This window comes from Rhizobium anhuiense bv. trifolii (genome assembly GCF_024346605.1).
Classification (GTDB): domain Bacteria; phylum Pseudomonadota; class Alphaproteobacteria; order Rhizobiales; family Rhizobiaceae; genus Rhizobium; species Rhizobium anhuiense.
Window position 1 is genome coordinate 122,714 of record NZ_CP098801.1, and the last position, 25,480, is coordinate 148,193.

At 59.3% G+C, this 25,480-nt stretch carries 26 protein-coding genes and 3 pseudogenes; 18 read left to right on the top strand and 11 right to left on the bottom strand.

Annotation, left to right across the window (positions count from 1 at the left end):
- Nucleotides 1-280 precede the first annotated feature (280 nt).
- Nucleotides 281-762: pseudogene (locus tag NE851_RS00580) on the bottom strand (GNAT family N-acetyltransferase).
- A gap of 83 nt (nt 763-845) precedes the next feature.
- The gene (locus NE851_RS00585) at nt 846-1,199 is read right to left on the bottom strand and encodes a MarR family transcriptional regulator (RefSeq protein ID WP_097542456.1); all 354 of its coding nucleotides are present in this window, start codon (nt 1,197-1,199) and stop codon (nt 846-848) included.
- Between the two features lie 90 nt (nt 1,200-1,289).
- On the opposite strand from NE851_RS00585, the gene NE851_RS00590 reads away from it, so the two are divergent.
- Genes NE851_RS00590 through virB11 form a run of 13 tightly spaced genes read left to right on the top strand, consistent with a single transcriptional unit; the run spans nt 1,290 to nt 11,430 of the window.
- On the top strand, nt 1,290-1,829 hold the full coding sequence (locus tag NE851_RS00590; RefSeq protein WP_097542455.1) for a hypothetical protein: 540 nt from the start codon (nt 1,290-1,292) through the stop codon (nt 1,827-1,829).
- Nucleotides 1,830-1,832: 3 nt separating this feature from the next.
- The gene (locus NE851_RS00595) at nt 1,833-2,495 is read left to right on the top strand and encodes a lytic transglycosylase domain-containing protein (RefSeq protein WP_097542454.1); all 663 of its coding nucleotides are present in this window, start codon (nt 1,833-1,835) and stop codon (nt 2,493-2,495) included.
- Nucleotides 2,492-2,791 (top strand): TrbC/VirB2 family protein, encoded by a 300-nt coding sequence (locus tag NE851_RS00600; RefSeq protein ID WP_097542453.1) that lies wholly within the window; start codon nt 2,492-2,494, stop codon nt 2,789-2,791. The genes NE851_RS00595 and NE851_RS00600 overlap by 4 nt, the downstream gene beginning before the upstream one ends.
- A gap of 5 nt (nt 2,792-2,796) precedes the next feature.
- Complete coding sequence (locus NE851_RS00605; RefSeq protein ID WP_097542452.1) at nt 2,797-3,135, top strand: VirB3 family type IV secretion system protein; 339 nt, start codon at nt 2,797-2,799, stop codon at nt 3,133-3,135.
- Entirely contained in the window at nt 3,128-5,494 is a 2,367-nt protein-coding gene (locus NE851_RS00610; protein WP_168332964.1) for a VirB4 family type IV secretion/conjugal transfer ATPase, read from the top strand. Before NE851_RS00605 ends, NE851_RS00610 begins: the two co-directional genes overlap by 8 nt.
- Nucleotides 5,494-6,192, top strand: a complete 699-nt coding sequence (gene virB5, locus NE851_RS00615; RefSeq protein ID WP_168332965.1) for a P-type DNA transfer protein VirB5 — start codon at nt 5,494-5,496, stop codon at nt 6,190-6,192. The genes NE851_RS00610 and virB5 overlap by 1 nt, the downstream gene beginning before the upstream one ends.
- Entirely contained in the window at nt 6,189-6,422 is a 234-nt protein-coding gene (locus NE851_RS00620; protein ID WP_254955610.1) for an EexN family lipoprotein, read from the top strand. The genes virB5 and NE851_RS00620 overlap by 4 nt, the downstream gene beginning before the upstream one ends.
- 3 nt (nt 6,423-6,425) lie before the next feature.
- A complete protein-coding gene (locus NE851_RS00625; RefSeq protein ID WP_097622516.1) occupies nt 6,426-7,346 on the top strand; it encodes a TrbL/VirB6 family protein in 921 nt (306 codons plus the stop codon).
- Nucleotides 7,347-7,398: 52 nt separating this feature from the next.
- Nucleotides 7,399-7,683 (top strand): hypothetical protein, encoded by a 285-nt coding sequence (locus NE851_RS00630; protein ID WP_097595445.1) that lies wholly within the window; start codon nt 7,399-7,401, stop codon nt 7,681-7,683.
- 1 nt (nt 7,684) lies between these two features.
- Nucleotides 7,685-8,356, top strand: a complete 672-nt coding sequence (locus tag NE851_RS00635) for a VirB8 family type IV secretion system protein (protein ID WP_254956330.1) — start codon at nt 7,685-7,687, stop codon at nt 8,354-8,356.
- A complete protein-coding gene (gene virB9 / locus NE851_RS00640) occupies nt 8,353-9,210 on the top strand; it encodes a P-type conjugative transfer protein VirB9 (RefSeq protein ID WP_097595443.1) in 858 nt (285 codons plus the stop codon). Before NE851_RS00635 ends, virB9 begins: the two co-directional genes overlap by 4 nt.
- Nucleotides 9,211-9,219: 9 nt before the next feature.
- On the top strand, nt 9,220-10,392 hold the full coding sequence (gene virB10, locus NE851_RS00645; RefSeq protein WP_097630250.1) for a type IV secretion system protein VirB10: 1,173 nt from the start codon (nt 9,220-9,222) through the stop codon (nt 10,390-10,392).
- 6 nt (nt 10,393-10,398) lie between these two features.
- Nucleotides 10,399-11,430: a P-type DNA transfer ATPase VirB11 gene (virB11, locus tag NE851_RS00650; protein WP_184389374.1), complete on the top strand. Its 1,032-nt coding sequence runs from the start codon at nt 10,399-10,401 to the stop codon at nt 11,428-11,430.
- Between the two features lie 64 nt (nt 11,431-11,494).
- On the opposite strand, the gene NE851_RS00655 is transcribed toward virB11, so the two are convergent.
- Nucleotides 11,495-13,393, bottom strand: a complete 1,899-nt coding sequence (locus NE851_RS00655) for a putative bifunctional diguanylate cyclase/phosphodiesterase (protein WP_254956332.1) — start codon at nt 13,391-13,393, stop codon at nt 11,495-11,497.
- 66 nt (nt 13,394-13,459) lie between these two features.
- On the opposite strand from NE851_RS00655, the gene NE851_RS00660 reads away from it, so the two are divergent.
- Together NE851_RS00660 and NE851_RS00665 are read left to right on the top strand one after the other, a co-directional pair.
- Nucleotides 13,460-13,915, top strand: coding sequence for an NUDIX hydrolase (locus NE851_RS00660; RefSeq protein ID WP_168332970.1), 456 nt, complete (start codon nt 13,460-13,462; stop codon nt 13,913-13,915).
- Complete coding sequence (locus NE851_RS00665) at nt 13,912-14,934, top strand: extracellular catalytic domain type 1 short-chain-length polyhydroxyalkanoate depolymerase (RefSeq protein ID WP_168332971.1); 1,023 nt, start codon at nt 13,912-13,914, stop codon at nt 14,932-14,934. Before NE851_RS00660 ends, NE851_RS00665 begins: the two co-directional genes overlap by 4 nt.
- A 441-nt stretch (nt 14,935-15,375) precedes the next feature.
- Here the strand turns inward: NE851_RS00665 and NE851_RS00670 are convergent, their stop codons facing one another.
- Together NE851_RS00670 and NE851_RS00675 are read right to left on the bottom strand one after the other, a co-directional pair.
- Nucleotides 15,376-15,591 carry a DUF3072 domain-containing protein gene (locus tag NE851_RS00670; RefSeq protein WP_097595436.1) on the bottom strand — a complete coding sequence of 72 codons (216 nt, stop codon included), beginning with the start codon at nt 15,589-15,591 and terminating at the stop codon, nt 15,376-15,378.
- A gap of 244 nt (nt 15,592-15,835) precedes the next feature.
- Entirely contained in the window at nt 15,836-16,747 is a 912-nt protein-coding gene (locus NE851_RS00675; protein WP_168332972.1) for a LysR family transcriptional regulator, read from the bottom strand.
- A gap of 99 nt (nt 16,748-16,846) precedes the next feature.
- On the opposite strand from NE851_RS00675, the gene NE851_RS00680 reads away from it, so the two are divergent.
- Entirely contained in the window at nt 16,847-17,608 is a 762-nt protein-coding gene (locus tag NE851_RS00680; protein WP_168332973.1) for an SDR family NAD(P)-dependent oxidoreductase, read from the top strand.
- A gap of 215 nt (nt 17,609-17,823) precedes the next feature.
- Here the strand turns inward: NE851_RS00680 and NE851_RS00685 are convergent, their stop codons facing one another.
- On the bottom strand, nt 17,824-18,750 hold the full coding sequence (locus tag NE851_RS00685) for a nucleotidyltransferase and HEPN domain-containing protein (protein ID WP_168332974.1): 927 nt from the start codon (nt 18,748-18,750) through the stop codon (nt 17,824-17,826).
- A gap of 330 nt (nt 18,751-19,080) precedes the next feature.
- Entirely contained in the window at nt 19,081-19,686 is a 606-nt protein-coding gene (locus tag NE851_RS00690) for a TetR/AcrR family transcriptional regulator (RefSeq protein ID WP_254955617.1), read from the bottom strand.
- Nucleotides 19,687-19,746: 60 nt separating this feature from the next.
- Here NE851_RS00690 and NE851_RS00695 point away from each other — a divergent pair, with 60 nt between their 5' ends.
- On the top strand, nt 19,747-20,616 hold the full coding sequence (locus tag NE851_RS00695) for a DMT family transporter (RefSeq protein ID WP_254955619.1): 870 nt from the start codon (nt 19,747-19,749) through the stop codon (nt 20,614-20,616).
- A gap of 108 nt (nt 20,617-20,724) precedes the next feature.
- On the opposite strand, the pseudogene NE851_RS00700 reads toward NE851_RS00695, so the two are convergent.
- The 3 genes and pseudogenes from NE851_RS00700 to NE851_RS00710 all read right to left on the bottom strand — a co-directional run.
- Nucleotides 20,725-22,041: pseudogene (locus tag NE851_RS00700) on the bottom strand (transposase); the annotation flags it as partial.
- A pseudogene (locus tag NE851_RS00705) lies at nt 22,021-22,137 on the bottom strand (recombinase family protein); the annotation flags it as partial. The pseudogenes NE851_RS00705 and NE851_RS00700, both read right to left, overlap by 21 nt.
- A gap of 147 nt (nt 22,138-22,284) precedes the next feature.
- A complete protein-coding gene (locus NE851_RS00710) occupies nt 22,285-23,451 on the bottom strand; it encodes an ATP-binding protein (RefSeq protein ID WP_254955621.1) in 1,167 nt (388 codons plus the stop codon).
- A gap of 316 nt (nt 23,452-23,767) precedes the next feature.
- Between NE851_RS00710 and NE851_RS00715 the strand changes: the two genes are divergently transcribed.
- Nucleotides 23,768-24,145 carry a hypothetical protein gene (locus NE851_RS00715; protein ID WP_168332975.1) on the top strand — a complete coding sequence of 126 codons (378 nt, stop codon included), beginning with the start codon at nt 23,768-23,770 and terminating at the stop codon, nt 24,143-24,145.
- A gap of 93 nt (nt 24,146-24,238) precedes the next feature.
- Here the strand turns inward: NE851_RS00715 and NE851_RS00720 are convergent, their stop codons facing one another.
- A complete protein-coding gene (locus NE851_RS00720) occupies nt 24,239-25,411 on the bottom strand; it encodes a site-specific integrase (protein WP_168332976.1) in 1,173 nt (390 codons plus the stop codon).
- Nucleotides 25,412-25,480 lie beyond the last annotated feature (69 nt).

Genomic DNA, 25,480 nt, shown 5'->3' on the forward strand with positions numbered 1-25,480 from the left:
GCTATGCGACGGCTCGCATAAAGGGCTTGATGCAGTTTCGATCGAGATGGCACCCCCACCTCATCGAAACCCGGGCGGAGTGACATTCCAACTTTGCACAAACACGGACACTTCAACTCTAACTTCTAGTCTTAATACAACAGGAGCCTAGGCGCCTGCTGGCAGGGAGACAGCCGCGCTCAAAGACGTCCTGTTCGGGATTGTTAAGCTGTGCCGGGTCGGATCGGGCCGATGTAAAGAAGCTCTGCTCCGAGGATAAAGCTGCCGTGGATTGCCACCCTTAGCGCCTCGCCATCATTGGCAAGATCAGGCCCCACCGAGTTTCCTGAGGCGGTCCGAACGGTTCGAAACCCAGTTTTTTGTAGACGGCAATCGCTCGTTCGTTGCCAGGATGAGGATCGGTTGCGATCACGGCGCCTTCTCATCAAAGAGAGCCTGCATTCTGGCGCCGATAAATGCTGATCCGTGCCCAACACCGATCGTATCGGGGTCGCCAATGTATTGGTCAATTCCCCGCGAAACCCTCGGGAAGTTTGGCAAAATGGTGATCTTCCCACCCATGGACTGTGTAGTCCTGCATGAACGCGAAGGGAAGTCCGAAGGATGAAACAATCCAGCGTGCTACCCGAGGATCAGCTCTTCATCGTATGGCTCATCCGAGTTCCACCATTCACGCAGATGAGGCTTTGATTGCCATTCCATGAGCAAATCGAGGTCGTTCAGTGTCGCTCTGCGAAAACTGTATTGATCGGGTGTCATCATGAGCTCAGTTTACCAGATCATCCGCCGGAGGGTATGGCAGCCGAATGCTGGACGATGTGAAAAACGTCACTTAAATCCGCTGCTCATTCGTTTCCGAACGAACTTAGCTTCTCCAGAAGCGCTTCCGAGATCTCGAACTGACGCGCCGTTCCACGACCCATAGAGTTCTTGACGATCGTCTCGGTCAACATTCCTCGCCTCACCAGAAGGTCCACCGTCTCCTTGACGCCGCTGCGCGTTAGGGCCGTGATTTCCATGATACTGGAAAGAGTTAGCTTCTGGTGCGCTTGGTTCATGCTGTAGAGGACCGTCATCATGCCGACCTGCTTCAGCCTTGCCTGAGGCGTCTCGTCTTCCTGGGGGTGATCGAGGATCTCATGCAGGATAAGGCCTGAGAAAGCCAGATTACGCCACTGGGTTGCAATTGCTCTTGTCATGTCTTTTTACTGTGTTATATAAATCAGTATAAATCGCACTAGCACCACGCTACCTCTTCCGCAATGGGACGTCTTTGAAGGGTCGTGCTCATGAAAAACCTTCTGTTCAACACGGTTGTCGCGGCCTGCTGCATATTGCCACCCTATCTTAATTCACCAGGCAGGGCGCAAGCAAATGAGTGGGGTTGCGAGGTTATTCTGTGCCTTTCCAACCCCGGAGGCCCGACGCAGTTTGCAGAATGCCGCCCGCCGATCGAAAAGCTCTGGCGCGAGCTTGCCGAGGGGCATTCGTTCCCCACTTGCAGCGGCGCCACCTTCCACAGTTCCCGCCCGGGCTATGAGCCGTATTACTGCGAAAGCGGATACCGGCTGCAAAGCGATTATGGTCCGCGCGGGCAGGAAATAACCTGCGTGTCGATCGCCCTTCAGCCGGTGAGCGACGCGTTCTGCCCCGATCTCGGGGAGAGCAGCAGTTCCAGCAACAATTCGGTTTTGGCGCCGCGATGGCAGCTGGTCGATGGTCGGCGCCAATGCATGGGTTATCCGACCGCTCGCCCGATGGTGAGATCGCAGCCCCACTATGTCGACGTCACCATCGATGGGGTGGGCACGCAACGGGTCTGGTACTGAACTATGGCTGTGGCATTCGTTGATCTCGCCCAGAACTGCGCACCCGTGGTGGACGTCAGGACGCTTGCCGCCGTCGTCAGTCTGGAGAGCGGCTTCAATCCACTCGCCATTGCTATCAACAGCGGTCCGCCGCCTGAGCGCCAACCCGCGTCGAAGGCGGAGGCGATCGAGCGCGCGACCTCCCTTGTTGCCGATCGGCAGGACATCCGGATCGGTCTGGGCGGCATTGGGGCGGCGGAGCTGGGCAGACTGAAGCTTTCGATTTCGGATGCGTTCGATCCCTGCTTGAACCTCAAGGCGACGGCCACTCTGCTCGATGGCTACTACCGCCTTGCCTTGCGCTCCGGGGCCGATGCGACGCAAGCCGAAAAGGTGATGCTTCAGTCCTACTACGGGCGTGACGATCCGTCTGTTGGCGAAATGATCAAATATGACGCTGAGGTCCGCCAGGAAATGAGCCGCCTGCCTTCCGACCTTGCGTCTCTCACTATCGCCGAGCCGCGGCAAGAAACCCCTGTCGCGGACCCGTCAGCCAGGCGGGAGATATCGCCGGCTACACAATTGCTTTCCCAATCCGGCGGAGCCGCATCGTGGGACGTCTTCAACGTCCGGCGGTCATCCCAGGTTCTCGTGTTTCAAGACGAACGATCGGAGCAACGAAAATGATCTCAAGAGCAGACTTTCGCCCTGTCGCAGCCCCTCTCCTGATGGCCGCCGTCATCAGCGCCTGCCTGGTAGAGCCGGCCTTCGCGCAGGCGGCCGGCGTCGAAACCGTCCTGCAGAACATCGTCGACATGCTGACCGGCAATATTGCCAGGCTGCTTGCGGTCATCGCCGTCATCATCATCTGCATCGCCTGGATGTTCGGCTACATGGATCTTCGCCGCGCCGGTTTCTGGATTATCGGCATCGGCGGAATCTTTGGTGCGACGGAACTCGTCAATACGATCGTCGGAAGCTGATCATCATGCAAACAGCCGCCGCTATCGAGGAAGATATCTTGTTTCTTGCCTGCACGCGCCCGGCGATGATTGCCGGCGTGACGATGGAGGCGATGGGCGTCAACGTCATGCTGACGACCATCCTCTATATCACCGCGGGATCGATCGCCTACGCACTTGTCGGCGTCGTCTTCCATTTCATATTCCGCACGCTCGTCAAGCATGACCACAACATGTTCCGCATCCTGATCTCCTGGATCGAGACCCGCGGCCGGTCGCGCAACGCCGCCTATTGGGGCGGCGCCAGCTTGTCGCCCCTGAGGCTCATCCGGCGCTATGACGAAAAGGATTTGAGCTTTGCCTAGCACCGCAACGCTTCGCTCGCGCGAACTCGGGCCCGAAACTTTCATTCCATACGTCCGTCATGTCGACGAGACGACGATCGCGCTCGAATCCAGGGCGTTGATGGTGATGGTCGCGCTTGAAGGCATATCCTTCGAAACTGCCGATGTCATGGACCTCAACAGCCTGCACCGCGATCTCAATACGCTTTACCGCAATATCGCCGACGACCATCTGGCGCTCTGGAGTCATGTCATCCGCGGCCGCGACAACGCCTACCCGGACGGAGCCTTCGCCAACCCCTTCTCGCAAGGTCTGAACGCTCGATATCGCGACCGCATGATCGAAGAGGATCTGTTTCGCAATGATCTTTACCTCTCGCTTGTCTGGCATCCGGGCCGGGATCCCGCAGAAAAAGCCGCCCATCTTCTCTCCCGCCTGCGCAAGGCGCGCCGCGACCGTGTCGAGCTTGATGAGGATGCCCTGAAGCATCTGAGGGACAAGGTCTCCGACGTGACTGCCGGGCTGAAACGCTTCGAGCCTCGTGTGCTTTGCCTCTACGAACAGGACGACATCGTCTTTTCCGAGCCGAGCGAGGTTCTGCATCAGATCGTCGGCGGCCGGCGGGAGCGGGTCCCGCTGACGGAAGGCCGCATATCCTCGGCGATCTATTCGCATCGGGTGATCTTCGGGCGGGAGACCGTCGAGATCCGTTATGAGGCCGCAAGCCGTTACGCCGGCATATTCGGGTTCAAGGAATATCCGGCGACCACCCGCAGCGGCATGCTCGACGGCATCCTGACGGCGCCCTTCGAGCTTATCCTGACGCAATCTTTCGCCTTCGTCGCGAAAGCCGATGCGCGCACGATCATGGGGCGCAAGCAGAACCAGATGGTCAGCGCCGGCGACAAGGCGGCGTCGCAGATCGAAGAGCTCGGCGATGCCATGGACGATCTGGAATCGAACCGCTTCGTGCTTGGAGAACATCATCTGGCCCTGTCGGTCTTTGCGCCCTCGGTGAAGGAACTCACCGACAATATGGCCAAGGCACGCGCCTATCTCACCAATGGGGGTGCGGTCGTCGCCCGCGAGGATCTTGGCCTTGAGGCGGCCTGGTGGGGGCAGGGGCCGGGCAATTTCCGCTACCGGGCAAGATCGGGCGCCATCACCTCGCGAAATTTTGCAGCACTTTCCCCTTTCCATTCCTATCCCGCCGGCAGGAAAGACGGCAATGAATGGGGACCGGCCGTCGCCATGCTGAAGACCGCCTCCGGTTCGCCCTTCTATTTCAATTTCCACCATAGCGATCTCGGCAACACCTTCGTCTGCGGCCCGTCCGGCACGGGCAAGACGGTGCTCTTGAACTTCATGCTGTCCCAGCTCGAAAAGCATGATCCGCACATGGTCTTCTTCGACAAGGATCGCGGAGCCGACCTGTTCGTCCGGGCCGCGGGTGGCACCTACCTGCCGCTTCGAAACGGTGTCGCCACCGGCTGCGCGCCGTTGAAGGCATTTGAACTCACCCCGGAAAACAAGGTGTTCCTCGCCCGCTGGGTCGGCCAGCTGGTCGGGTCGGCAAAGCGTCAACTGACGGTCCTGGAGCTGCGCGACATCGCCTCGGCGATCGACGGGCTGGCGGACCTGCCGGTCGAAGGACGCTCGATCGGCGCCTTGCGCACCTTCCTCAACAATACCGACCCCGAAGGCATCGCGGCGCGGCTCAGGCGGTGGGAAAGGGGTGGGCCGCTCGGCTGGGTGTTCGACAACGAGACCGACGACATCGGCATCGGGGCCAAGTTCATCGGTTACGACATGACTGATTTCCTCGACAATGAGGAAATCCGCACCCCGTTGATGGCCTACCTGTTCTTCCGCATCGAGCAACTGATCGACGGGCGGCGCATCATCATCGTCATCGACGAGTTCTGGAAGGCGCTGCAGGACGAAGGCTTTCGCGACCTCGCGCAGAACAAGCTGAAGACGATCCGCAAACAGAACGGCCTGATGCTGTTTGCGACCCAAAGCCCGCGCGACGCGATCGTCTCGCCGATTGCCCATACGATCATCGAGCAGTGCCCGACGCAGATCTTCCTTCCCAATCCGCGCGGCGACCATGGCGATTACGTCGACGGGTTCAAACTGACGGAGCGCGAATTCGAACTGCTCTCGCGCGAGCTTTCGGTCGAAAGCCGGCGCTTCATCGTCAAGCAGGGCCATAACAGCGTCGTCGCCGAATTGAACCTCAGGGGCTTTGACGACGAGCTCGCCATCTTGTCCGGCCGCACCGCCAACGTCGAACTCGCCGAGACGATCCGGGCGGAGATCGGCGACCGGCTGGAAGACTGGCTACCCGTGTTTCGGCAAAGAAGGAGGACGGATTGATGGAAAGGATCAGAATAGAGTTTGCTCTGGCGATGATGGTTGCACTGTTGCCGGCTGGAACGGCATTTGCGCAGGGCATTCCGGTCATCGACGAGACGGCGATCGCCAAGCAGATCGAGAGCATCACTCAGCTGAAATCCCAGCTCGACACGCTCAATCAGCAGCTCCAGCAGGCGCAGCAGCTTTACGCATCGCTGAACAAGCTTACCAACATGGCCGATGTCGCCGGTCTGCTGAACGACCCTTCGATCCGCAAGGCATTGCCGCAGGATTTCAATGCCATCGAAGGCTTGCTCAAAGGCTCGGGCAGCGGTGTCTTCGCCACCTCCGCCTCAAAATTCCTCGAAGAAAATTCGACCTATCGCACCGATGCCAATGATTTCTATGCGCAAGAATTGGCCCGCGCTCAGAACCAGAATGCCGGGCAGATGAGCCTCGGCCAGCAGATCTACGATGCCGCCACCAAGCGCATCGACGGCATCGATCAGCTACGCCAGCAGATCTCGGGTGCAGCCGACGCCAAGGATATCGCCGACCTTCAGGCACGCCTGCAGGCCGAAACCGCCTTTCTGCAAACCGACGTGCTGCGCATGCAGGCTCTGCAGATGGTCCAGCAGGCACAGGTTCAGGTCGACGACCAGCGCAAGGCCGAGGATTGGCGCAAGCGCCTGGATGCCATGGCAGAGGCGCTCAAATGAAAAATCTCGTTCCTGGTATCGCCGCGCTTGCGCTTTCCGGCTGCTTCGGCGAGGTCGACAGGATCTATACCGTCGACGAACTGATGGCTGATCAGGCCCTGCTCGCGAAGATCACAGGCAAATGCCGCAACAACCCTGGCGCCTTGCGTCAGACGCCGAATTGCCAAAACGCCGAGGCGGCGGACTGGAAGCTCCGGCTTGAACGCATGAACAGGGCGCTTGGAGGCTGAGCCATGTACCAGGTCTTCAGCTTCGTCGATGGTCAGTTCAAGTCGCCGCTCGAGAGTTTCATCTCGTCGGGCACGTCGAACATCGCCAGCTGGATCAGCGGCCCACTCACCGCGGCGCTGACGCTCTACGTCGTGCTCTATGGTTACCTCGTCCTTCGGGGCTCAGTCCAGGAGCCCATTGTCGAATTCGCCTTCCGGGCGATGAAACTTGCGATCATCGTCATGCTGGTGCGCAACGCCAGCGAATATCAGACCTATGTCACCCAGATTTTCTTCGAGACGCTGCCGCGCGAGATTTCCCAGGCGCTGAACTCGGGTAGCGCACCGAGTGCCTCCACCTTCGACAGCCTGCTCGACAAGGGCCAGAAATGCGCCAAGGACATCTGGGCGCGTGCCACCTGGCCTGCCGACATCGTCAACGGCATCGGCGGGATGATGGCGATCGGCGCGAGCTTCACCGTGGCGGCGATCGGCTATATCGTCTCGCTCTATGCCCGGCTGGCGCTCGCCATCGTGCTGGCCATCGGGCCGATCTTCGTGGCGCTGGCGATGTTCCAGTCCACCCGTCGTTTTACCGAATCCTGGATCGGTCAGCTCGCCAATTTCGTCATTCTCCAGGTCCTGGTCGTCGCGATCGGTTCACTGCTGATCAGCTGTATCGACACGACCTTCACGGCGGTCGAAAGCTATACCGATGTCATGATGCGCCCGGTCGCCCTTTGCGCCATCTGCCTTGCTGCCCTTTACGTCTTCTACCAACTGCCCGGCATTGCCTCAGCGCTTGCAGCGGGCGGGGCGTCGCTGACCTACGGCTATGGTGCTGCCCGAGACGCCCATGAGGGCACGCTCGCCTGGGCCGCCTCGCATGGTGCCAGAGCTGTTGGTCGCGGCGCCCGTTCCGCCGGCCGCCGTCTCAGATCTTGAGGGGCCGCAAGACGACTTCTCCACGACAAATGTTTCAGAGGTTTGCATTTCAATGATCCGCATTATCGTCTCGCTCCTCCTTGCCTTGGAGTTCACCGGCTGCGCATCGAGGTCCCATCCTTTGCCCAAATGCGATGGCTATTCGCGCCGGCCGCTTAACCGCGCCATGTGGCAGTGGGAGGACAACAAGCCCGCTAAGCAAAGCGGCAATGACGCAGTCCCGGCGACGGCGGCCGGCCAGGTGTCTTCCTATGGAAAAGAGCCGCTGACGGAGGGGCCAGCCGACTTCGCGCATTTCGATGCCGCGGGTTCCTATCGGCCATGCGAGGAGGGGTGAGATCGTGAGTACCGACAGTCTGAAGAGCTATTTCGAAAGGGCACGCCGCTTCGATCAGGATCGGCTGGTCCAGGTGGAGCGGTCGGCGCGCATCGCCTGGTCTATCGCGATTGCCGCAAGCGTGCTTGCCGCCACCTCGATCGTCGCCGTTGCCGGGCTGACGCCTTTGAAGACCGTCGAGCCTTTCGTCGTTCGGGTCGACAATTCGACCGGCATCGTCGACGTCGTCTCGGCGCTGACGTCGACTGCCGGCAGCTACGACGAGGCGGTGACCAAGTATTTCGCCGCCAAATATGTGCGTGCGCGGGAAGCCTATGTCTGGAGCGAGGCCGAGGAGAATTTTCGCACCGTCGCTCTGCTCTCGACCCAGCCGGAGCAGACGCGTTTTGCGGCGATCTACCGAGGCGGCAATCCGGACTCTCCGCAGAATATCTATGGCCGCGGCGCGACGGCACGCGTCGACATCGTCTCGATCTCGCTGATCAACGCCAATGTCGTATCGGTGCGCTATACCAGGACCGTCACGCGTGGTGACGACGTCCGGACCACCCACTGGGTGGCGACGCTCACCTTTTCTTATGTCAACGCGCCGATGTCCTCGACCGACCGGCTGACCAATCCGCTTGGTTTTGCCGTCAGCGAATATCGCGCCGATCCGGAGGCCATCAATTGAAGCAGAGTTTCCTCATCGCCCTGACGGTGACCGCAGGACTCACCACGACCGCGCTGGCGCTCGATATCCCGCGAGGCGCATCGCAGGATAGCCGCGTCCGTTTCATCGACTACCAGCCCTATAACATCACCAAGATCGTCGGCACGTTGCGGTCTTCGGTGCAGATAGAGTTCGCCGCCGATGAGGAGATCGCCCATGTGGCACTCGGCAACAGCGTCGCGTGGGAAGTGGCGCCGGCCGGCAACATCCTGTTTTTAAAACCCCGCGAAAACCAGCCGGTGACGAACATCTCGGTCGTCACGACCAGGCGGGATGGCTCGACCCGCAGCTACCAGATGGAGCTGACGGTGCGCGATGGCAGCGTCGAGGCCGGGCAGAACACCTACTTCTATGTGAAGTATCGCTATCCCGCCGACGAGGCCGAACGCCGGAAGCTGGAGACCGCTGCCCGCGCGCAAGCAGCTCAGGCCGGAGAAGCTGACAAGGTTCTGGCTCTCCACGAGGCCTATGGGCCACGCAACTGGCGCTATTCGGCTCAAGGGACCTCGGCACTTGAACCGCAGGCCGTCTACGACAATGGCAAGGTCACGACCTTTTCCTTTGCCGGCAACCAGGAAATGCCGGCGATCTACATGGAAAATTCCGACGGCAGCGAGAGCCTCGTGCCGAAGTCCGTCGAGAACAACCTGGTGCTGGTGCACGCGATCAGCCGCAAGTTCATCCTGCGCAGGGGAGGCGACGTCCTCTGCGTCTTCAACGAGGCCTATGACCGTATCGGCATCGATCCCGATACGAATACGACCTCACCCTCTGTCGAGCGCGTCGTGAAGACGCAGGCTGTGGCAGGACAATAGGAGGACGCCATGGCCGAGGAAGACAGCACCCACATTCCCGGTGAGCGCGCCGAAACGACGACGGGCCGCGGTCTCGACAGCAATCCGACGGTGAGACGCGGTGCGGTGGCGCTCGCCATCGTCGCCTTCGTTGGCTTTGCCCTCTGGTCGATGCGCGGCCAGGATAAGCCCGTAGATGGCATCCAGCCCGAACGCGTCGTCATCCGGCAGACGTCGGATTTCGAGCCGGCGAAGGAACCGGTCCAACCGGTCGCCACGCCGCCGGAAACGCTGCTGCCAACACCCGGGATGCCCGAACAGGCGGGCGAGGACGAGAAGCTTCTCGACGCTGCCCGACGCGCGCCGGTCATCGCCTATGGTGGGAAGCAATCCTCTCCGTCTCATTCTCGAGACCAGGACGCCAGCGCCGATACCGCGTCAAATTACGTTCCGCTCGGGAGCAACTCGGGCGGTCCTGGTGCCCAGGCCGAAAACGAGGACCAGCGCTTCAATCGGCTGTTGACGCCGACCCAGCTGCAGGGCTCGCGCGCCGGCACGCTTGGGAATCGCGACTTCATCGTCGCCATGGGAACCTCCATTCCATGCGTTCTGGAGACGGCACTGTCGTCGGACCAACCCGGGTTCACGAGCTGTGTCATCAGCCGCGACGTCCTGTCGGATAACGGCCGGGTCGTGCTGATGGAGAAGGGCACGCAGGTGGTCGGCGAATATCGCGGCGGCCTTCGCCGCGGCCAGAAGCGCGTGTTTGTGCTCTGGAACCGGGCAAAGACGCCCAAGGGGGTGATCATCACCCTGGCGTCGCCGGCAACCGACGCCCTTGGGCGTGCCGGAGTCGACGGTTACGTCGATACCCATTGGTGGGAGCGTTTCGGCAGCGCGATCCTGTTGTCGATCGTCGGCGACGCCACCTCCTACGTCAACAGCCAGCTGCAGGACAGCGATGTCGATGCAGACAACACGACGAGCGCCGGCAAGCAGGCCGCGACCATCGCCGTCGAGCAGTCGATCAACATTGCGCCGACGCTATTGAAGCATCAAGGGGAGCTCGTCTCGATCTTCGTTGCGCGTGATCTCGATTTCTCGAGCGTCTATCGCCTCCGCGTGACGGAACCGCGCAACCGAGTCTACGATCGGGCGGTTCTCGGGGACTTCGCGCCAGCCTCGACCCTGGTCACGAAATAGCCCGCCATGACAGAGGGAGCCGATTCAGGCGTCGTGCGAGAGCTGTTGGCACCCCTGTCGCCCTTCCTGCGCGACAAATCCCTCTATGAGATCATCGTCAACTGGCCGACCCAGGTGGTCACCGAGGGCACGGCCGGGTGGCAGGCCCATGATCTGCCGGAGCTGTCGTTCGACAAGCTGATGCGTCTGGCGCGCGCTGTCGCAAGCTTTTCCAACCAGTCGATCGACGAAACCCGGCCCATCCTCTCGGCAACGCTGCCCGGCGACGAGCGGATCCAGATCGTCATCCCGCCCGCTACGACGAAGGGAACCGTCAGCATCACGATCAGAAAACCGTCTTCCGTGTCGCTCAGCCTCAACGATCTTGACCAGGGCGGCTTGTTCGCCGAGGTTGCGAGGCAAGAGGCGGACATCTCCTCGGCCGACCGGAGGCTTCTGGAATTCTATAGAACGGGGTCCTACCAGGCATTTCTGCGAGAGGCCGTCTACGCACGCAAGAACATCATCATCTCCGGGGCGACAGGATCCGGCAAGACGACGCTCTCGAAAGCCTTGGTTCGCCATATCCCGTCGAGCGAACGCATCATCTCGATTGAAGACACGCCGGAGCTCGTCATCCCGCAGCCGAACCACGTCCGTCTCTTCTACTCCAAGGGCGGCCAAGGGCTGGCAAAAGTCGGGGCGAAGGATCTGCTCGAATCCTGCCTGCGCATGCGGCCGGATCGCATTCTTCTGCAGGAGCTGCGCGACGGCACCGCGTTCTACTACATTCGCAATGTGAACTCAGGCCATCCGGGTTCGATCACAACGGTGCATGCCGACTCCGCCGACCTTGCATTCGAACAGCTGACTCTGCTGGTGAAGGAATCCGAAGGTGGGAGAGACCTGGAGCGAAACGACATACGCGCGATGCTGAAGATCGCGATCGACGTCATCGTCCAGTGCAAACGCCTCGAGGGTCGGTTTCGGGTGACTGAAATCTACTATCGCGCCGCCGCGGCAACTAAAATCGCTCGCGGCGATGGTCAAAACTGCTGACGCCGGGGTTTCCCGGCACGCCATAGCTGTCAAGGCGAAGCGTCGGATGCATCGCGGGACAGCATCAAATGCAGTCAGCTTTGGGCGGGGTGGATGCTGCATTCTGCTCGATGACACCGACGGCCGCGCTGAACGGCATAGGCCGACCGAAGAGGTAGCCTTGGCCATATGGGCAACCCAAGGCCAAGAGAGCCTCCTCCTGTTCGCGGGTTTCAATGCCTTCTGCGACGGTGTCCAGTCCCATGTCTCGGCTGAGCCCGATCAGTGCGCGTGTGATCGCAGCATCGTTCGGCCTGCTGCGAATCTGCTGGATGAAACCGCGATCGATCTTCAGCGTCGTCAGTGGATAGCGCTGCAAGGAACTGAGCGAAGCATATCCCGTTCCGAAGTCGTCGAAGGCGATGCCAACGCCAAGCTCCCGCAGGGCCGTCATCGCCTCCAGAGAACGATCGTCATCGGCAAGTGCGATCGTTTCGGTGACTTCGAGCTCCAGTCCCTCGGGTGCAAGGGAGTGCCTTTGAAGTGCGTTGGCCACTTTGTGGATGAGATTGGGGCCGCGGAGTTGCCCCGGGAAGAGGTTGACGCCGATCTTGATTTTGTAGCCTGACGCCTGCAGTTCGCTGGCGCGCTTTGCTGCTTCGTCAAGCGTCCACCAGCCAATATCCAGAGCCAATGCGCTCTGATCGAGAGCAGGAAGAAAGGCTCCGGGCGTCAGCAGGCCCCGGGTGGGATGATGCCAACGGATCAATGCTTCAAGCCCGATGATTTTACCGTCGGAGAGTCTGACCTGGGGCTGATAGAAGAGCTCCAGCTCACCTTGACGCATCCCGGCAAGAAGCTCATCGCGCAGTTCGCGCCGCGCCGACGTCTCGCTCCGCATGGTGGCGTCATACATCCGGATCGAGTGTCCGCCTGCGGCTTTCGCTCGATACAGGGCGTAGTCGGCACTGGCAATCAGCTCTTCGGCTTCCACCCCGTGGGCCGGTGAAAGAGCAAAGCCGATGCTGGTGCCGAGTTCCAGGACATGTCCGCCGAGTTCAAACGGCTTTGCAAATGCCTGGAGGATAGCATCGGCTTGGGCATAAACCGCACGCGGGTCGCTTACATCCTGCAACAGCACCGCAAATTCGTCGCCGCCGACACGTGCAATATGAGCGTCAGGACGCAGCGTGTATGGGAGCCTGACACCGACGGCCTGCAAAAGGCAATCGCCGACCAAATGTCCGTGCGTGTCGTTGACTTCCTTGAAGCCATCCAGGTCCAAGAGCATGATGGCGGCAGCGTTTCCCGCAGCAAGCGTATCGGCAAGCAGCGCGGAAAAGCGATGACGATTAAGCAGTCCCGTCAGGGTATCCTGGCTTGCCAGGCGCAACAGTCGCCCTTCCTTCTCCCGTCGCTCTGAAATATCGGTGATGACGGCGCCGGCACAGAAGCCGCGTTTGCCACGCCAGGTCGACAGGGTGATTTCGATCGGAAACTCCGTGCCGTCCTTCCTGACCGCCGACACCTCGACCGGCCTGCCACCGAGATTTGGCTTTTGCCCCGCCGACACTTTTTGCAGCCCTGCCATGTGGGCGCCCCGCATCCGCTCCGGGATGATGATAGTGATGGGCTTTCCGATCATCTCGCCTTTGGTGTAGCCGAACAGCGCGCAGGCGGAGGGATTGACGAACTCGATATCTCCGTGGCTGTCGATCGAGATCAGGGATAATTTCGTCGCCTCGGCAAATTTCACCACCGTGAACGGCATGCGCCGCTCCGAGCTGCTCATTGAAGACGACTTGGGTGTCATGCGTGCCTCGTGCATCGTGCCGGGCCTGGTTTCGAAATTATCCGGTTGGGGAAACTGCCGGCCAAGCACAATCACCATGGAATACATGCGTGAACATTGATTTAAGTCGCGTGCATGCCGCTGGCAGAAAAGCCCAAAAAGGCGCAACTCGAGAGTGCCACCAGAGGTCATCAAGCAAACTGGACTCTTGAAGGCAGCCCCGCTAGCGTGCGCGGGCTTCGAAACCGGAGGCGGACAATGCTCAACGAAAACGACCAGACGGAACTTACGAACACCCTGTCTGGTCGCGATGTCGCGCAGGCTGGTGCTCTTTGCTATCGTCGGACCGAAGGCGGTGGACTTGAAATTCTTTTTGTAGGCAGCCGACGGAACGGTCGCTGGGGCATTCCGAAAGGGCGCGTCGAGTATGGTGAAATCACCAGCGCTGCGGCGCTCAGAGAGGCCTTCGAGGAAGCCGGAGTGGTGGGCCTCGTCGACACGACCGGGTTCGGTTCCTTTTCGTATCGAAAGGACACGGGTCCCAACCACTACCATGTGTCCGTCCATCTTCTCCAGGTGTCGCGCATCGCGGACGAGTTTCCGGAGAAAAGCATCCGTAAAACACATTGGTTCCCACTGAAGGATGCCATGCGCGAGGCAGCCCGGCCAGGTCTGCGAGCGCTCCTTTGTCGGGTTGAGAACATCGACCCATGAAGCTCAGTTTCGGCAGATCGCTATTGAGGGTCCTCAGAGCCCAAAAGAAAATCAGCAAACGGATCGAGAAAGCTGTCGCAAAGACCCGACGCAAAACGAAACGTTCAACGCCCCGTCCCGCGAAACCGATTTTGGTCGAGACAACCGCGTTTGGAAGCAACCCGGGCCGCCTGGTGATGAAATCCTTCGTTCCGACGTCGCGGCTGCCGAAGAACCCTGCGCTTGTCGTCTTGCTTCACGGATGCCATCAGACTCCTGAAAGCCTGGATGCCGCGGCGGGCTTTTCCAAGCTCGCGAAAGAGCGCGGTTTCGTTCTTCTCTATCCACAGCAGAAGAGAGCAAACAATTCGCAAGATTGCTTCAACTGGTTTCGACCAAGTGCCGTCGCGCGAGACCGCGGCGAGGTCCGTTCGATCAAGCAGATGATCGAGCACCTATGCGAGCGACATCGCATCGACCGGTCGAGGATCTTCATCGCGGGGCTGTCCGCCGGCGGGGCGATGACGGGCGCACTTGTCGCGATCTATCCCTCACTGTTTGCCGGCGCCGCAATCATCGCCGGCATGCCGTTCGGATCTGTCCGCGACGCGATGTCGGCCCTGCGCGCGATGAAGTCAGGTGCGACGCCGCCACCGGGCGGATGGGGACGGCCGATCGCCGAGATTTCGCCAGAAGTCAGGGCATGGCCTCCGATAACCATCTGGCAGGGCATGGAAGACCGGGTGGTCAAGCCCGCCAATGCGCTCGCTTGTGTTGCTCAGTGGCTCGAAGTTCAGGGCATTGTAGAAAGCAGCGGCCGCTTGGAGAAAAAACCATGGGGCAGCTTGCAGTCGTGGAAAGTGACCGGCGAGAGGAAAGTGGCCCTCTATTCGGTCAGCAACATGGGCCACGGGCTTCCGATCAAGAAACGCAAGAGCGTCACAACACTACGATCTGCAGACCCCTATGTGATCCCGGCTGATATCTCGGCTCCAGCTGAGATGATGCGATTATGGGGCTTGTCGAGGTTTCGAGTATAACCAGTTCGCGGGCATGTTCGACCGCAGCAGGCAAAGTCCGGTCGCGATGGGGTCACCTACACCATCCCAGTGCGCGCAATGAAATGCCAGGCTTGTCTTCTTTGACAGTGCTGGTGAAGGAATACGCGGCCGGGCCTGGGGATGCGAGGTTCGTGAGATGTTGAAGATCGCGATCACGTCATCGCCAATGCGAATGCGGCGGTGGCCGCTTTCGGGTAACTGAGATCTACTATCGGGCCGCCGCCGGAACCAAGATCGGCGAGCGTGCTCGCAGCGACCACCACGCTGGCCAACGGCGTAAATCCTTTGTGCACCAAAAATCACGCGGACTGGTTCGCGTTGCAGCAGCCCTTTTGCCGTTGCGCAATCGGAATACAGTGGGGCGCAAAAGTCTGCCCTCGGCGTTCGGCCTCAATCAATCGGCTACGACAAGGCGGCCGCTCATTCCAAATCGAGCGACTGCTTGAGTTCGTCGATCCGCTTGGACGCTTCGGCCTTGGTCAGATCCTCGGCATAGGCTTCAGGCCGGTGCGCCTGTTCCGACAAGGTCTTCAGATAGGACCGTTGCGCGCCGGTCATCGGCTCGTCGCCGCTGACCCAATCGTCGGGGTCTTTCTCTGTGTTGGATGATGTCTTCGTTTTCGGATTGTCACTCATAGCGGCCTCCTGAATTCGTTCTCTAAACGTTCCAAGTGGTGCTGCTGTTCCCGCTGTATGGCGATCGTCGCGTTGGGCAATCGATGGCTCTTGTTCGGACGTAAAGGCGCCCCGCCGAGCGAGAGGAATTCCGCTTATCACAACAGCCGCTTGGTCAGTGCCGAAAACGGTGGTCGATCGGTTCGTCCGAGAAAGCAGCGCCAGTCCGATAGCCGTCGGCTGACCAGCCCGCCACGACGGGTCATTAGGAATGGGGATCTTCCCGCCATTCGGATGTCGCGCCGAATTCTGAAATGGCAAACGAGATGACGCTGCGCAGGCGCGGCGTCATGCGGCGATCGCGATGATAGATAAGCGACATCGGTCGCTCGCGGAGATGCCAGTCTGGAAAGAGTTGAACCAGCAGGCCTGCCTCGACATCTGAACGCAGCAGAATGGATGGCTGCATGATCACTCCCAGGCCCGCGCGCGCGGCCATGCGGACGGCCTGACCGCTATTGACGGTGATCGACATCCGCGGAATGACTTCGACCTTAACGTCGCCGTTCGCCAGCTTCCATGGTGACCGCGCTGCCGGGGCAAAGCCGATGGCATCATGGTTGGCCAGGTCACTTGGATGACCTGGTATGCCCCTTCGAGCAAGGTAGTCTGGTGCAGCGCAGATCATCATCTGGTAAGGGGCAAGACGGCGCGCGATCAAGCGGCTATCGGGCAACTCGCCGATACGGAAGGCAATATCGAATCCTTCGTCGACAATATCGACATTGCGATCCGTCAAGGTGATATCCAGCGTGACATCCGGGGCAAGCGCGCGGTAGCGCTGCAGTCTCGGCATCAGCATCTCTGCGCCGAACGTCGTCGGAGCCGTCATCTTCAGCTTGCCACGAGGCTCTGCTTGCAAAGCCTCGGCATCCTGATCGGCAATCGCCACGCGCTCCAGAATATCTCGGCACTGTTCGACATAGCTGGCGCCGAAATCCGTCAGGCTCTGACGGCGGGTCGTCCTGTTCAGAAGACGCGTTCCGAGGCGCTCCTCAAGTGCTGCCACATGCTGCCCAACCATTGCCGGTGACATCCCGAGCTTGCCGGAGGCGGCACTCATCGAGCCCTCTTGCACCGTTGTCACGAATACCTGCATGGATCGGAATAGGCCCATTCGATAGCTCTGCTTTTAAATGATGATATTATTTTCGCGATTATCCATTTGTATGGGCGAAATACAACTCCCCGTGACGCTGCAAACAAGGAGCACGACATGGCGCAGAACAGATTCACGGGCAAAACGGTCCTCATTACCGGGGCGGGAACGGGCATGGGGCGGGCTGCCGCGCTTCGATTGGTCGAAGAGGGTGGCCAGGTCGCTCTCATTGGACGCCGGCCCGAGCCTATCGGCCAATTGCAGTCGGAGATCGAGGCCGCTGGCGGCACAGTCATTGCGATTGCCTGCGATATCGCCGACAACGATGCGGTTGCCGCGGCCGTCCAGACGACGATAACTCGCTTCGGCAAACTGGATGCCCTCTTCGCCAACGCCGGCGTGCTTGGGGAGTTCAAGCCATTGGCTGTCACCGAAGCGGACGAATTCGACGCGCTTATCGCCACCAATCTGCGCGGCACCTTTTTCACCATCAAGCAATGCCTGCCGTTTCTGGCCGATGGTGCGATCCTCATCAACGCCTCCTGGACGGCTGGTGGCGTGATGCCCGGCGCCGGAGCCTATGCCGGCACGAAGGGTGCCCTGCAGGCGATGATGCGCACCCTTGCGGTGGAACAAGGCCCACGGAACATCCGCGTCAACGCCATAAACCCTGGCATCATCCTGACGCCGATGGCCGATGACGTCATCGACCCTGTCTTCGCGGCTCGCCTCGCCAGTCACACGCCTCTTCGCCGTAACGGCAGATCAGAAGACGTCGCGGGCACCGTGGCGTGGTTGCTTTCCGAGGACGCCAGTTTCGTCACCGGACAGGAAATCACTGTCGACGGTGGTTTCACAATAGGCGGTATCCGGCTTTAGTTCGGTGCTGTCCTATCCGTAAGGCAACTGACTTGAATACCTCGCAAAGCCGGCCCGCTGGCCGAGCTTTGCGAGTTCTTCGGGCGGGTACCCTCGGGCGGCCGATTGAAGCATTAAAGTTTGTCGAACGAGCCTGGCATTACCCCATCACAATCCGGTGCCTTAAAGCCAGCGGCGGCACCGATTGAGTAGCGTGAGCCATGCAGCCCGGATCCTTAGCGGCTGTCCCGTTTCAGCTTTTCGAGATGTTCGGAGCAAATGACCTTCACCAATTCGAGCAGCACGGTCGTCCGCTCGCCGAGCCAGGTGAGAGCCTCCTCACTGATCTCATAATGTTTCGAATAGCGCGCCTTAACATACGCCTCATTTAGTGTGTTAAACCAGGCGCGCTCCCTATGCTGGTCACGCGGAAAGGCTTCGGCTAGGCGACGGTCTTGCTCCTCGGCGAGCGAGCGCAGGAACTTGATGTTGTGCGATGGTGGGCCGTAATTGGTCAGAGTGAGCAAGACGCAGGAGTAGGCCTGTTCGAGTGATTGATGCAGGCTGAATGCCGACCAATTTGTCCAGGCGTCCGCGACCCTCTCTGACTTTCCGAGTTGAAATCTAGCTGTCTCGAGAATGGTCGTGGCTTCGGCAAACCTTTGGTCAAAATGCTCCTTTGCGAGGCGGAGCCGATCTTCCATCGAAAGCGGCTTGGGCTCCGCCAGCGCTTCATCGTCCAGTTCGTAGAGAACGATGCCCTCCTTGCGAATGTCTGAGAAGAAATACTGCCCTTCCTTGAGGTAGGTATTCACCTCGCGCCTGGAATGGACGATGAAGCTCACCGGCGTTTCGATCGAGGCTTCGTGGATCAGCCGGTCGGCTGCCTTGTGCCAGTACTCGGTAAACTCGCAGAGCTTGCGGTTGTTGACGATGATCAAGAGATCGAAATCGGAGCGATACCCTTTCATGGTGAAGGGTTCATCGACCCAGCCGCCCTTGGCATAGGAGCCGAATAGGATGATCTTCAAGATCCTGCCGCGCTTCTTGAAATCGGCCGTGCCTTCTTTCAGCGCGTCCTCGAATTCCTCGTGGAGGATTTCAAGGACCCGGCCGAGTTCTCGTTGCTTGCGAAGCGGCATATGATCGAGCGACGATTTCATAAGCAATCGATAGGCGAAAGATCCAATATCGTCTACTCGCAGTTTTGAGAGGGAATCTGTGGGAACTAATCGCCTCGGAGATCACGTTCTCTCGAGGAACCGCGTTAATCGAAGACGACCGTGAATGTGGCTTCCCAAGAAGGTCCTGCACTCCAGGAACGGGGAGCACACGCTGCGTCACCGGCGCGTTGGCCACCGAAAAGGCAGATGCCCTTTCGCCTCTGAATGGGGATGTCGATCAGCTTGATTACGCGGAATCAATTTCGTTGAAATGATACCACTTTATTACCTGCCAGGATCATTGGAATCTTCCGGATTGGCTGAATGCGACTAGCGGACATTTAGCTTCGTGGGCGAAATCAAACGTTTCAGCCCGATTTCACGGAAGCGGGTGAATGCCAACACACCATCCTTGGCTTTAGCTCGAATGAGCGCCCCCTCGTAAGCGTCCACGATACTCGCTGTTAGATCATTGATGTTCTCGTCACTGTCGATATCGCCATCCTGCTGCGCAGCGGCCAGCACCCCTTGAATACTTTTCTCCCAGCGTTCGAATGAAGCGGCGAGCGCATCGAGAACGACTGCGCTCCGGCCTGCAGCGCTTTGGGCAATCATACCGTAAATGCACCCTGCATATGGGGCGGCCGCCTTATACTCTTGTTCAAGAGCTGCGAAATAGGCATCGAGGCGGGCCAGCGGACGGAGCGACATGTCAGTGAAGAATTTCTCCCGCACCTGCCGGTACTTCTCCTCATACGCTTCGACGACCGCTACGACGAAGTCATCCTTGCTCTGAAAGAAATAATAGAAGGACCCTTTCGGGACATCGACGGCCTTCAGGATCGGGCCGATCCCCACACCGTCATAGCCATGCGCCAGCAATTGCCGCATACCTTCGGAAATGAGGCGTTCACGCGTCGCAGATTGACCATCCATAACTAGACCAATCGTCTACTAGGTTGTTTATGCACATCTCTCTCCACGGAGTTACCTCATATGAGCATAGCACGCAGTAGGCTTGTCGGCATCCATCTCGTGATTTCTTCTGCTGTTTTGTGGAGCACGGCCGGGCTTTTTGTGCGCATCGCCGACATGGATGTCTGGTCAATGGTCGCTTGGCGGTCGGCCTTCTCATTCGTCACGCTTGGCGCATTTGTATTGATCCGCCGAAGATGGACGAAGAAAGGTGTTAAAGGGACTTTCGGCATGCCTGGTGTGGTTGCATGTGTCGTTTCTACAGTAGCGGCGATCACCTATATTGCGTCTTTACAGTGGACGACCGTCGCGAATGTCATGACGGTGTACGCCACGCTTCCGTTTGTAGCGACCGGGATCGCTTTCTTATGGCTGCACGACCCCGTGACATACCGCTTCGTGATCGCTGGCTGTCTAGCTTTCCTGGGAGTAGTTATTTCGGTCGGAGCAGCTATGTCGGCAAACGACCTTCTTGGCATCCTGGCTGCTTTTATCATGACGGCTGGATGCGCCACGCAGATTGTCATTGCCAAACGGTTTCCAAGCATGGATTCGACGATGATGACGGTCTTGGCCGCGTTGGCCTGCTTTTGCATCGCCCTTCCGCTCATGCAGTATTCGATACCGACATCGACACAACTCCTCGCATGCGCTTTCTATGGGATTTTCACGACCGGCATTGGTTATGTGCTTTTGTTGCTTGGCTCTCGCCGGGTTGGTTCAGGTGAAGCCGGACTATTATCCATGCTTGATGTCATCCTTGGCCCAATATGGGTCTGGATTTTCTACAGCGAGGAGATCACGCTACCAGTGCTTCTGGGCGGTGCAGTCGTTTTGACTTCTGTCTTTTGGTATCTCCTACCGAGCCGTAAGGTTGCTGCCCCCGTTTGAGCAACGGCCGCTTTGGGCAGATACCTTTGATAAAGTCGCGTCGAGATCGTGCGGCAGCATCTGGATTGCGGCTGGCGCGCCAAGGTGTAGCTCCCTTTGTGCTGGTTTCGGCATCGGCGTCGGGATTAGCTTTGCGAGTTTCCGGAGGTTTTGGGCTGCGGCTGCGAGGTGGAACTCATCTCTAGCTCCATTCGGCCCTCGTAGTCGCAAGCGATCCAATCTGAGGATGCGTTTGAGGTGAGCAAAGAGCATCTCGACCTTTTTCCTCTCCCGCCTCGAAGTGACATAGGCTTCCGTTTTGGCGATATCGCGAGCCATGTCGCGAGCGCCCTCATGGATGGAGCGTGGTATTTTGCGCGCCGGGGTGTTCGGGCAGCATTTGGGTTTCAGGGCGCAGGGATCGCAGTCGTGCTCGCTGACTCGGTAGCATACCATGCCATCCTCGTCGACAAGCGGACGCTCATTTTTGTGGGTGATCTGTTGCGAGCGTAACTCCTTGCCGCCAGGGCAGGTATAGAGATCGCGTTTCTGGTCGTAGACAAAGTCGGCTTTTTCGAAAGTGCCGTCGCGCCGCTCGGACTTGTCGAAGACCGGGATATGCGGCTCTATCCCCGCTCGTGCACCAGCCAGCCCAGCATCTCGGCAGAACCATAGGCGCTATCGGCGGCCAGCCGTTCTGGATAAAGGTCGAAGCGATCCTGGGTGCGTTCGATCATGGTGCGTGCCGCGCCGACTTCGGCCTGTCGGATCGCCCGGCTCGCTTCGACGTCAACAATGATGGCATTGTTCATATCGATCAGATAGTTGGTGGCGTAAGCGAAGAAGGCATGGCCCTTCTGCGCTCCGGTCCACTGCGCCGCCGGATCAGACCTCGTTTCGAACTTCGGCTTCACCTCACTGGCCGCACCCCACGCCGCGTCATCGAGCGTGTCGAGATATTCCTGGACCGAGCGACGGGTCTCGGCCATCGCACTCCAGTCGACCGTTTCCGACCCTTCCGCCGAGCGTTGCTTGTTCGCATCCGCCTTGATCAGGCTCGCATCGACGGCGAAGCCTTCGCCGCCGACAAGACCCTCGTCGATGCAACGCCTTACTGTCGTCTCGAATAGCTCGCCCAGCAGATCACTATCCCGGAAGCGGCCATGCCGGTTCTTGGAGAAAGTCGAATGATCCGGCACATCGCCTTCCAGGCCGAGCCGGCAGAACCACCGATAGGCGAGGTTCAGATGCACCTCCTCACACAGCCGACGCTCGGAACGGATGCCGAAGCAGTAGCCTACGATCAGCATGCGGATCATCAGTTCTGGATCAATCGAGGGCCGCCCGATCTCGCTATAGAAAGGCCGCAAGTGGGACCGCAAGGCCGGACAGGTCGACGAAGCGGTCGATAGAACGCAGAAGGTGGGCGGCGCGCAACTCATCCATCTGCGCGTCATGGACCTGATCGTCCGTCGAGACGCGGGCGTAGCCGACGAGCCGTTTCGGTAATGGCGGCTGATTTGAAGCTGGTCGTCTTGCCATGGGTATTTGCGGCTGCTTTTCAGGTGCTTTGTACAAATAAGGAATGCGCGAAGAAATGACCCTTTGCGAGTATGTTTTATGATCAAAGAGAGGAGGCGCTTCCTCCCAGAGAGATGCTGGAGCGGGCTTCTATAGGCGATACGCCCGCTAGGTAAGGTCAACCAGAGCTTTGCCTATCGAGGCTAGGGGCATTGCTTCCACATCGTGCTTTAGGCGGAAAGTTTCCTGCCCAGGGTAAACGACGATGCGTCGTGCTGGGTCGAGATCTTCGCATGCAAGATAGAAGCCTTTCTCGAGTTTCGGCGTCAGGCTCCGCTTGATTTCGATAGCCCAAGGTCGTTCACCCGGGGGCGTCAGAAGGAGGTCAATCTCCGCACCAGCCAATGTTCGGTAAAAATTGCTCTGAGTTCCGGGGGGGGCTGCTGCAATCAACGTCTCGATCACGAGACCTTCCCAGCTTGCCCCGGCGACTGGGTGTCCAAGCAGGTCCTCCTGAGTGGTCAGTCCCAAAAGGGTGTGGGTGATGCCGCTATCGCGAACATAGACCCGCGGTGATTTGACAAGGCGCTTGCCAACATTCGCATGCCAAGGCTCAAGGCGTCGTACGAGGAGTAGATCAACCAGGAGATCGAGATAGGAGGCGACCGTCTTGCCATCGACGCCGAGCGAACGCGCAAATTCTGCGGCATTCAGAAGTCCGGATTGATGATGTGCGAGCATTATGCAGAAGCGCCGCAATGTCTCGGCAGGAATACGAGGACCAAGCACGGGAATATCTCGTTCCAGATAGGTTCGTATGAAGTCCTGCCGCCAGCGCTGGCTTGCACGATCATTTACCGCAAGGAAACTATCAGGGAAGCCGCCTCGCACCCATAGCTTATTCAGATCATCAACTGGTACTTCCAGGCCGTCGATCGGACCCATTTCAAGGTAGGCGATGCGACCGGCCAGAGTCTCACCCGACTGTTTCAATAGATCGATGGATGCGGACCCGAGCAGCAGGAAATGGCCAGCCTTCCTCCCATTTCGCCGGCCCCGATCGATAAGCCCACGCAAATTCTGAAAAAGATTTGGTAGCCGGTGAACCTCATCCAGGATAACGAGCTTGTCGCTATGCTGGCTGAGATATAGCTCCGGCTCGGTGAGTTTGGCGCGGTCGGCATCCGATTCCAGGTCGAGATAGATTGATGGGCGTTGTTCGGCTATGGCGAGAGCCAGCGTAGTCTTGCCGACCTGACGCGGGCCAATGAGCGCAACGGCGGGGCTCGAATCGATCAACTCAGTCAGTTTTGTAGATATTCGACGTTCAATCATCCTTGCATTTATGGAGTATAATTCCGTAATTGCAAGGACGATATGTTGGTAGCTCGGCTGTGTCCGCTGGCGCGTCGCGCGGCGTTCACATTGCCGTGTGCCTAAAGGCTCGCCGCGTCGGTTGTTCGGAACGCCATCTTTAACCCAAGGTCGATGACTGGATTGATTTCTACCGCGGCCGATGGCGTGGGGCCTTAACTCCAACGGTCGATGAACGGCAGCGAAACGCAACATTCACAGCCTGTTCAGCGCGCCAATGTCATCAAGTAACCAGAAAGAGCCTTACCTCCCAACACAGGCTCTGATGGAGTAGCCGATGAAAAAGATCATTCTCTCGACACTTGCTACATTGGTCGCGACCGGCAGCATCTTCACTTCCTATGGCTCCGCGAGCGCACATGATTATCGCGAGCACCGGCACGGCGACAGGAGTGCTGCCATCGTTGGTGGGCTGGCGGCGGGGCTCATCGGCGGACTGGTTGCCGGTGCTCTCATCGAGGACAGGGACCGTCCGCGGTATGATGAAGGCGCAGATTATCGCTACAGCCGCGGCCCGCGCTATGAAGGTAATGTCGGTTATCGCGACTATGGTGACTCGGGCTACCGTTACAGAGTTGGTCCGCGTCATGAGGACAACTCCGGCTATCGCGATTTTGACGGCACAGGCTATCGTTATGACAGTGGCTGGCGTTGATGCAGACCAAGTACATTTCCAGCTTTCCATGACGGCGACCTGAATTGCCTCGTAGAACTTTTGCGCCAACGGTGCGATTTGAGGGTCAATCCGTCAAATGACCAGCCTTGCGGCCCGCCCGTTCTTCCGTTCTGCATTGTTGTAGTAGCTTGCAGCCTGCGCCACCGATTTATGAAATGACTGCTGCATGGCTTCCTGAAGCGGGATGCCGCGGTTGGCCGCTTCGGTGAGATAACCAGATCGCAGCCCGTGGGCTGAAAATATCTCTGGATCGAGACCAGCCTTCCTGCAGCGGGCCTTGAGGATGAAATTGACGGACTGCGGCGTCAAGGCGCGGCGATCGACGTTGCCCCACTGGTCGATACGACGGAAGACTGGCCCTGCCTCAATTTTTGCCTCCTGGATCCATCGCTTCAAAGCCCCGACCGGACGGCCGATCAGGACGGCATGGGCCTTATCTTCTACATTCGGCGTCTTGGTGCGGCCGAGGTTGAGTGTCAGGCAGGGCAGGAGAGGGGAGGCGGAATTCTGCGGGTCGGCATGCACCGGCCCCTCGTCAATCAGATCCTCGATGCGAAGGCTTGCAATTTCGGAGCGTCGGCGGCCGCCGGAAGCGAAGGCGGTCAGCAGCAGGGCGCGATCGCGAACATCGACCAGACGATCGCCGGCGCAGGTGACCATGAGCTTTGCCAGGACATCGCCGGTAACCGCTTTTTTGCTCTTGCGGCGGCTTTGCCGCGGCGCGGCGCGCACAGCAAGCCGGAGCGCGGTCTTCAATGATGGCGCCGAAAACGCTCCGGTTAGTCCGCGCCAGCGTGTCAGGATCGACCACGAGGTCAGGCGCCGGCGCACCGTGTCGGGCGCATGCGGGCCGTTGACCCGTAAAAACCCTTCGGCGCGCAATCCTGTCTCGACCTCGACCGGCATGCCATGGTTCGGATCCTCGGCACGTTCAACAGGGTCCCAGAGATGATGAGCGACGAATTTCAACAGCAGGCTCTCCGGCGCCGGCCAGGGCAGGGGAGAGCCGATGGCAAGCGCGCACCAAGCCTCAAGATAGCCGAGATCGGAAGCGAGCGCCCTGAGCGTGTTGCCGCCCATGCCCTGTTGCGCCAGATGTTTTAAGGTGGCGACATCATCGTCCGTCAGCAATGCGGCTAGCTGATCACGACGGGCAAACGGCAGGATGGCGTCGAGTGCATCAAGTTCCTCGGCGCGGCGATGCACCGGATCGACAGGGGAGGGGAGGGCTTTTGGCTCTAGCATGGCGGTCTCTGGCGCTGTGACTTGCCCCGACTTTAGCGGTTCTGCGCCGCCAAATCCATCACTATCGAT

Bases quoted from the DNA above. Each gene is read 5' to 3' on its own strand.
- NE851_RS00585 (WP_097542456.1), bottom strand. From the start codon at position 1,199: ATGACAAGAGCAATTGCAACCCAGTGGCGTAATCTGGCTTTCTCAGGC.
- NE851_RS00590 (WP_097542455.1), top strand. From the start codon at position 1,290: ATGAAAAACCTTCTGTTCAACACGGTTGTCGCGGCCTGCTGCATATTG.
- NE851_RS00595 (WP_097542454.1), top strand. From the start codon at position 1,833: ATGGCTGTGGCATTCGTTGATCTCGCCCAGAACTGCGCACCCGTGGTG.
- NE851_RS00600 (WP_097542453.1), top strand. From the start codon at position 2,492: ATGATCTCAAGAGCAGACTTTCGCCCTGTCGCAGCCCCTCTCCTGATG.
- NE851_RS00605 (WP_097542452.1), top strand. From the start codon at position 2,797: ATGCAAACAGCCGCCGCTATCGAGGAAGATATCTTGTTTCTTGCCTGC.
- virB5 (WP_168332965.1), top strand. From the start codon at position 5,494: ATGGAAAGGATCAGAATAGAGTTTGCTCTGGCGATGATGGTTGCACTG.
- NE851_RS00620 (WP_254955610.1), top strand. From the start codon at position 6,189: ATGAAAAATCTCGTTCCTGGTATCGCCGCGCTTGCGCTTTCCGGCTGC.
- NE851_RS00625 (WP_097622516.1), top strand. From the start codon at position 6,426: ATGTACCAGGTCTTCAGCTTCGTCGATGGTCAGTTCAAGTCGCCGCTC.
- NE851_RS00630 (WP_097595445.1), top strand. From the start codon at position 7,399: ATGATCCGCATTATCGTCTCGCTCCTCCTTGCCTTGGAGTTCACCGGC.
- virB10 (WP_097630250.1), top strand. From the start codon at position 9,220: ATGGCCGAGGAAGACAGCACCCACATTCCCGGTGAGCGCGCCGAAACG.
- virB11 (WP_184389374.1), top strand. From the start codon at position 10,399: ATGACAGAGGGAGCCGATTCAGGCGTCGTGCGAGAGCTGTTGGCACCC.
- NE851_RS00655 (WP_254956332.1), bottom strand. From the start codon at position 13,393: ATGACCTCTGGTGGCACTCTCGAGTTGCGCCTTTTTGGGCTTTTCTGC.
- NE851_RS00660 (WP_168332970.1), top strand. From the start codon at position 13,460: ATGCTCAACGAAAACGACCAGACGGAACTTACGAACACCCTGTCTGGT.
- NE851_RS00665 (WP_168332971.1), top strand. From the start codon at position 13,912: ATGAAGCTCAGTTTCGGCAGATCGCTATTGAGGGTCCTCAGAGCCCAA.
- NE851_RS00670 (WP_097595436.1), bottom strand. From the start codon at position 15,591: ATGAGTGACAATCCGAAAACGAAGACATCATCCAACACAGAGAAAGAC.
- NE851_RS00675 (WP_168332972.1), bottom strand. From the start codon at position 16,747: ATGGGCCTATTCCGATCCATGCAGGTATTCGTGACAACGGTGCAAGAG.
- NE851_RS00680 (WP_168332973.1), top strand. From the start codon at position 16,847: ATGGCGCAGAACAGATTCACGGGCAAAACGGTCCTCATTACCGGGGCG.
- NE851_RS00685 (WP_168332974.1), bottom strand. From the start codon at position 18,750: ATGAAATCGTCGCTCGATCATATGCCGCTTCGCAAGCAACGAGAACTC.
- NE851_RS00690 (WP_254955617.1), bottom strand. From the start codon at position 19,686: ATGGATGGTCAATCTGCGACGCGTGAACGCCTCATTTCCGAAGGTATG.
- NE851_RS00695 (WP_254955619.1), top strand. From the start codon at position 19,747: ATGAGCATAGCACGCAGTAGGCTTGTCGGCATCCATCTCGTGATTTCT.
- NE851_RS00710 (WP_254955621.1), bottom strand. From the start codon at position 23,451: ATGATTGAACGTCGAATATCTACAAAACTGACTGAGTTGATCGATTCG.
- NE851_RS00715 (WP_168332975.1), top strand. From the start codon at position 23,768: ATGAAAAAGATCATTCTCTCGACACTTGCTACATTGGTCGCGACCGGC.
- NE851_RS00720 (WP_168332976.1), bottom strand. From the start codon at position 25,411: ATGCTAGAGCCAAAAGCCCTCCCCTCCCCTGTCGATCCGGTGCATCGC.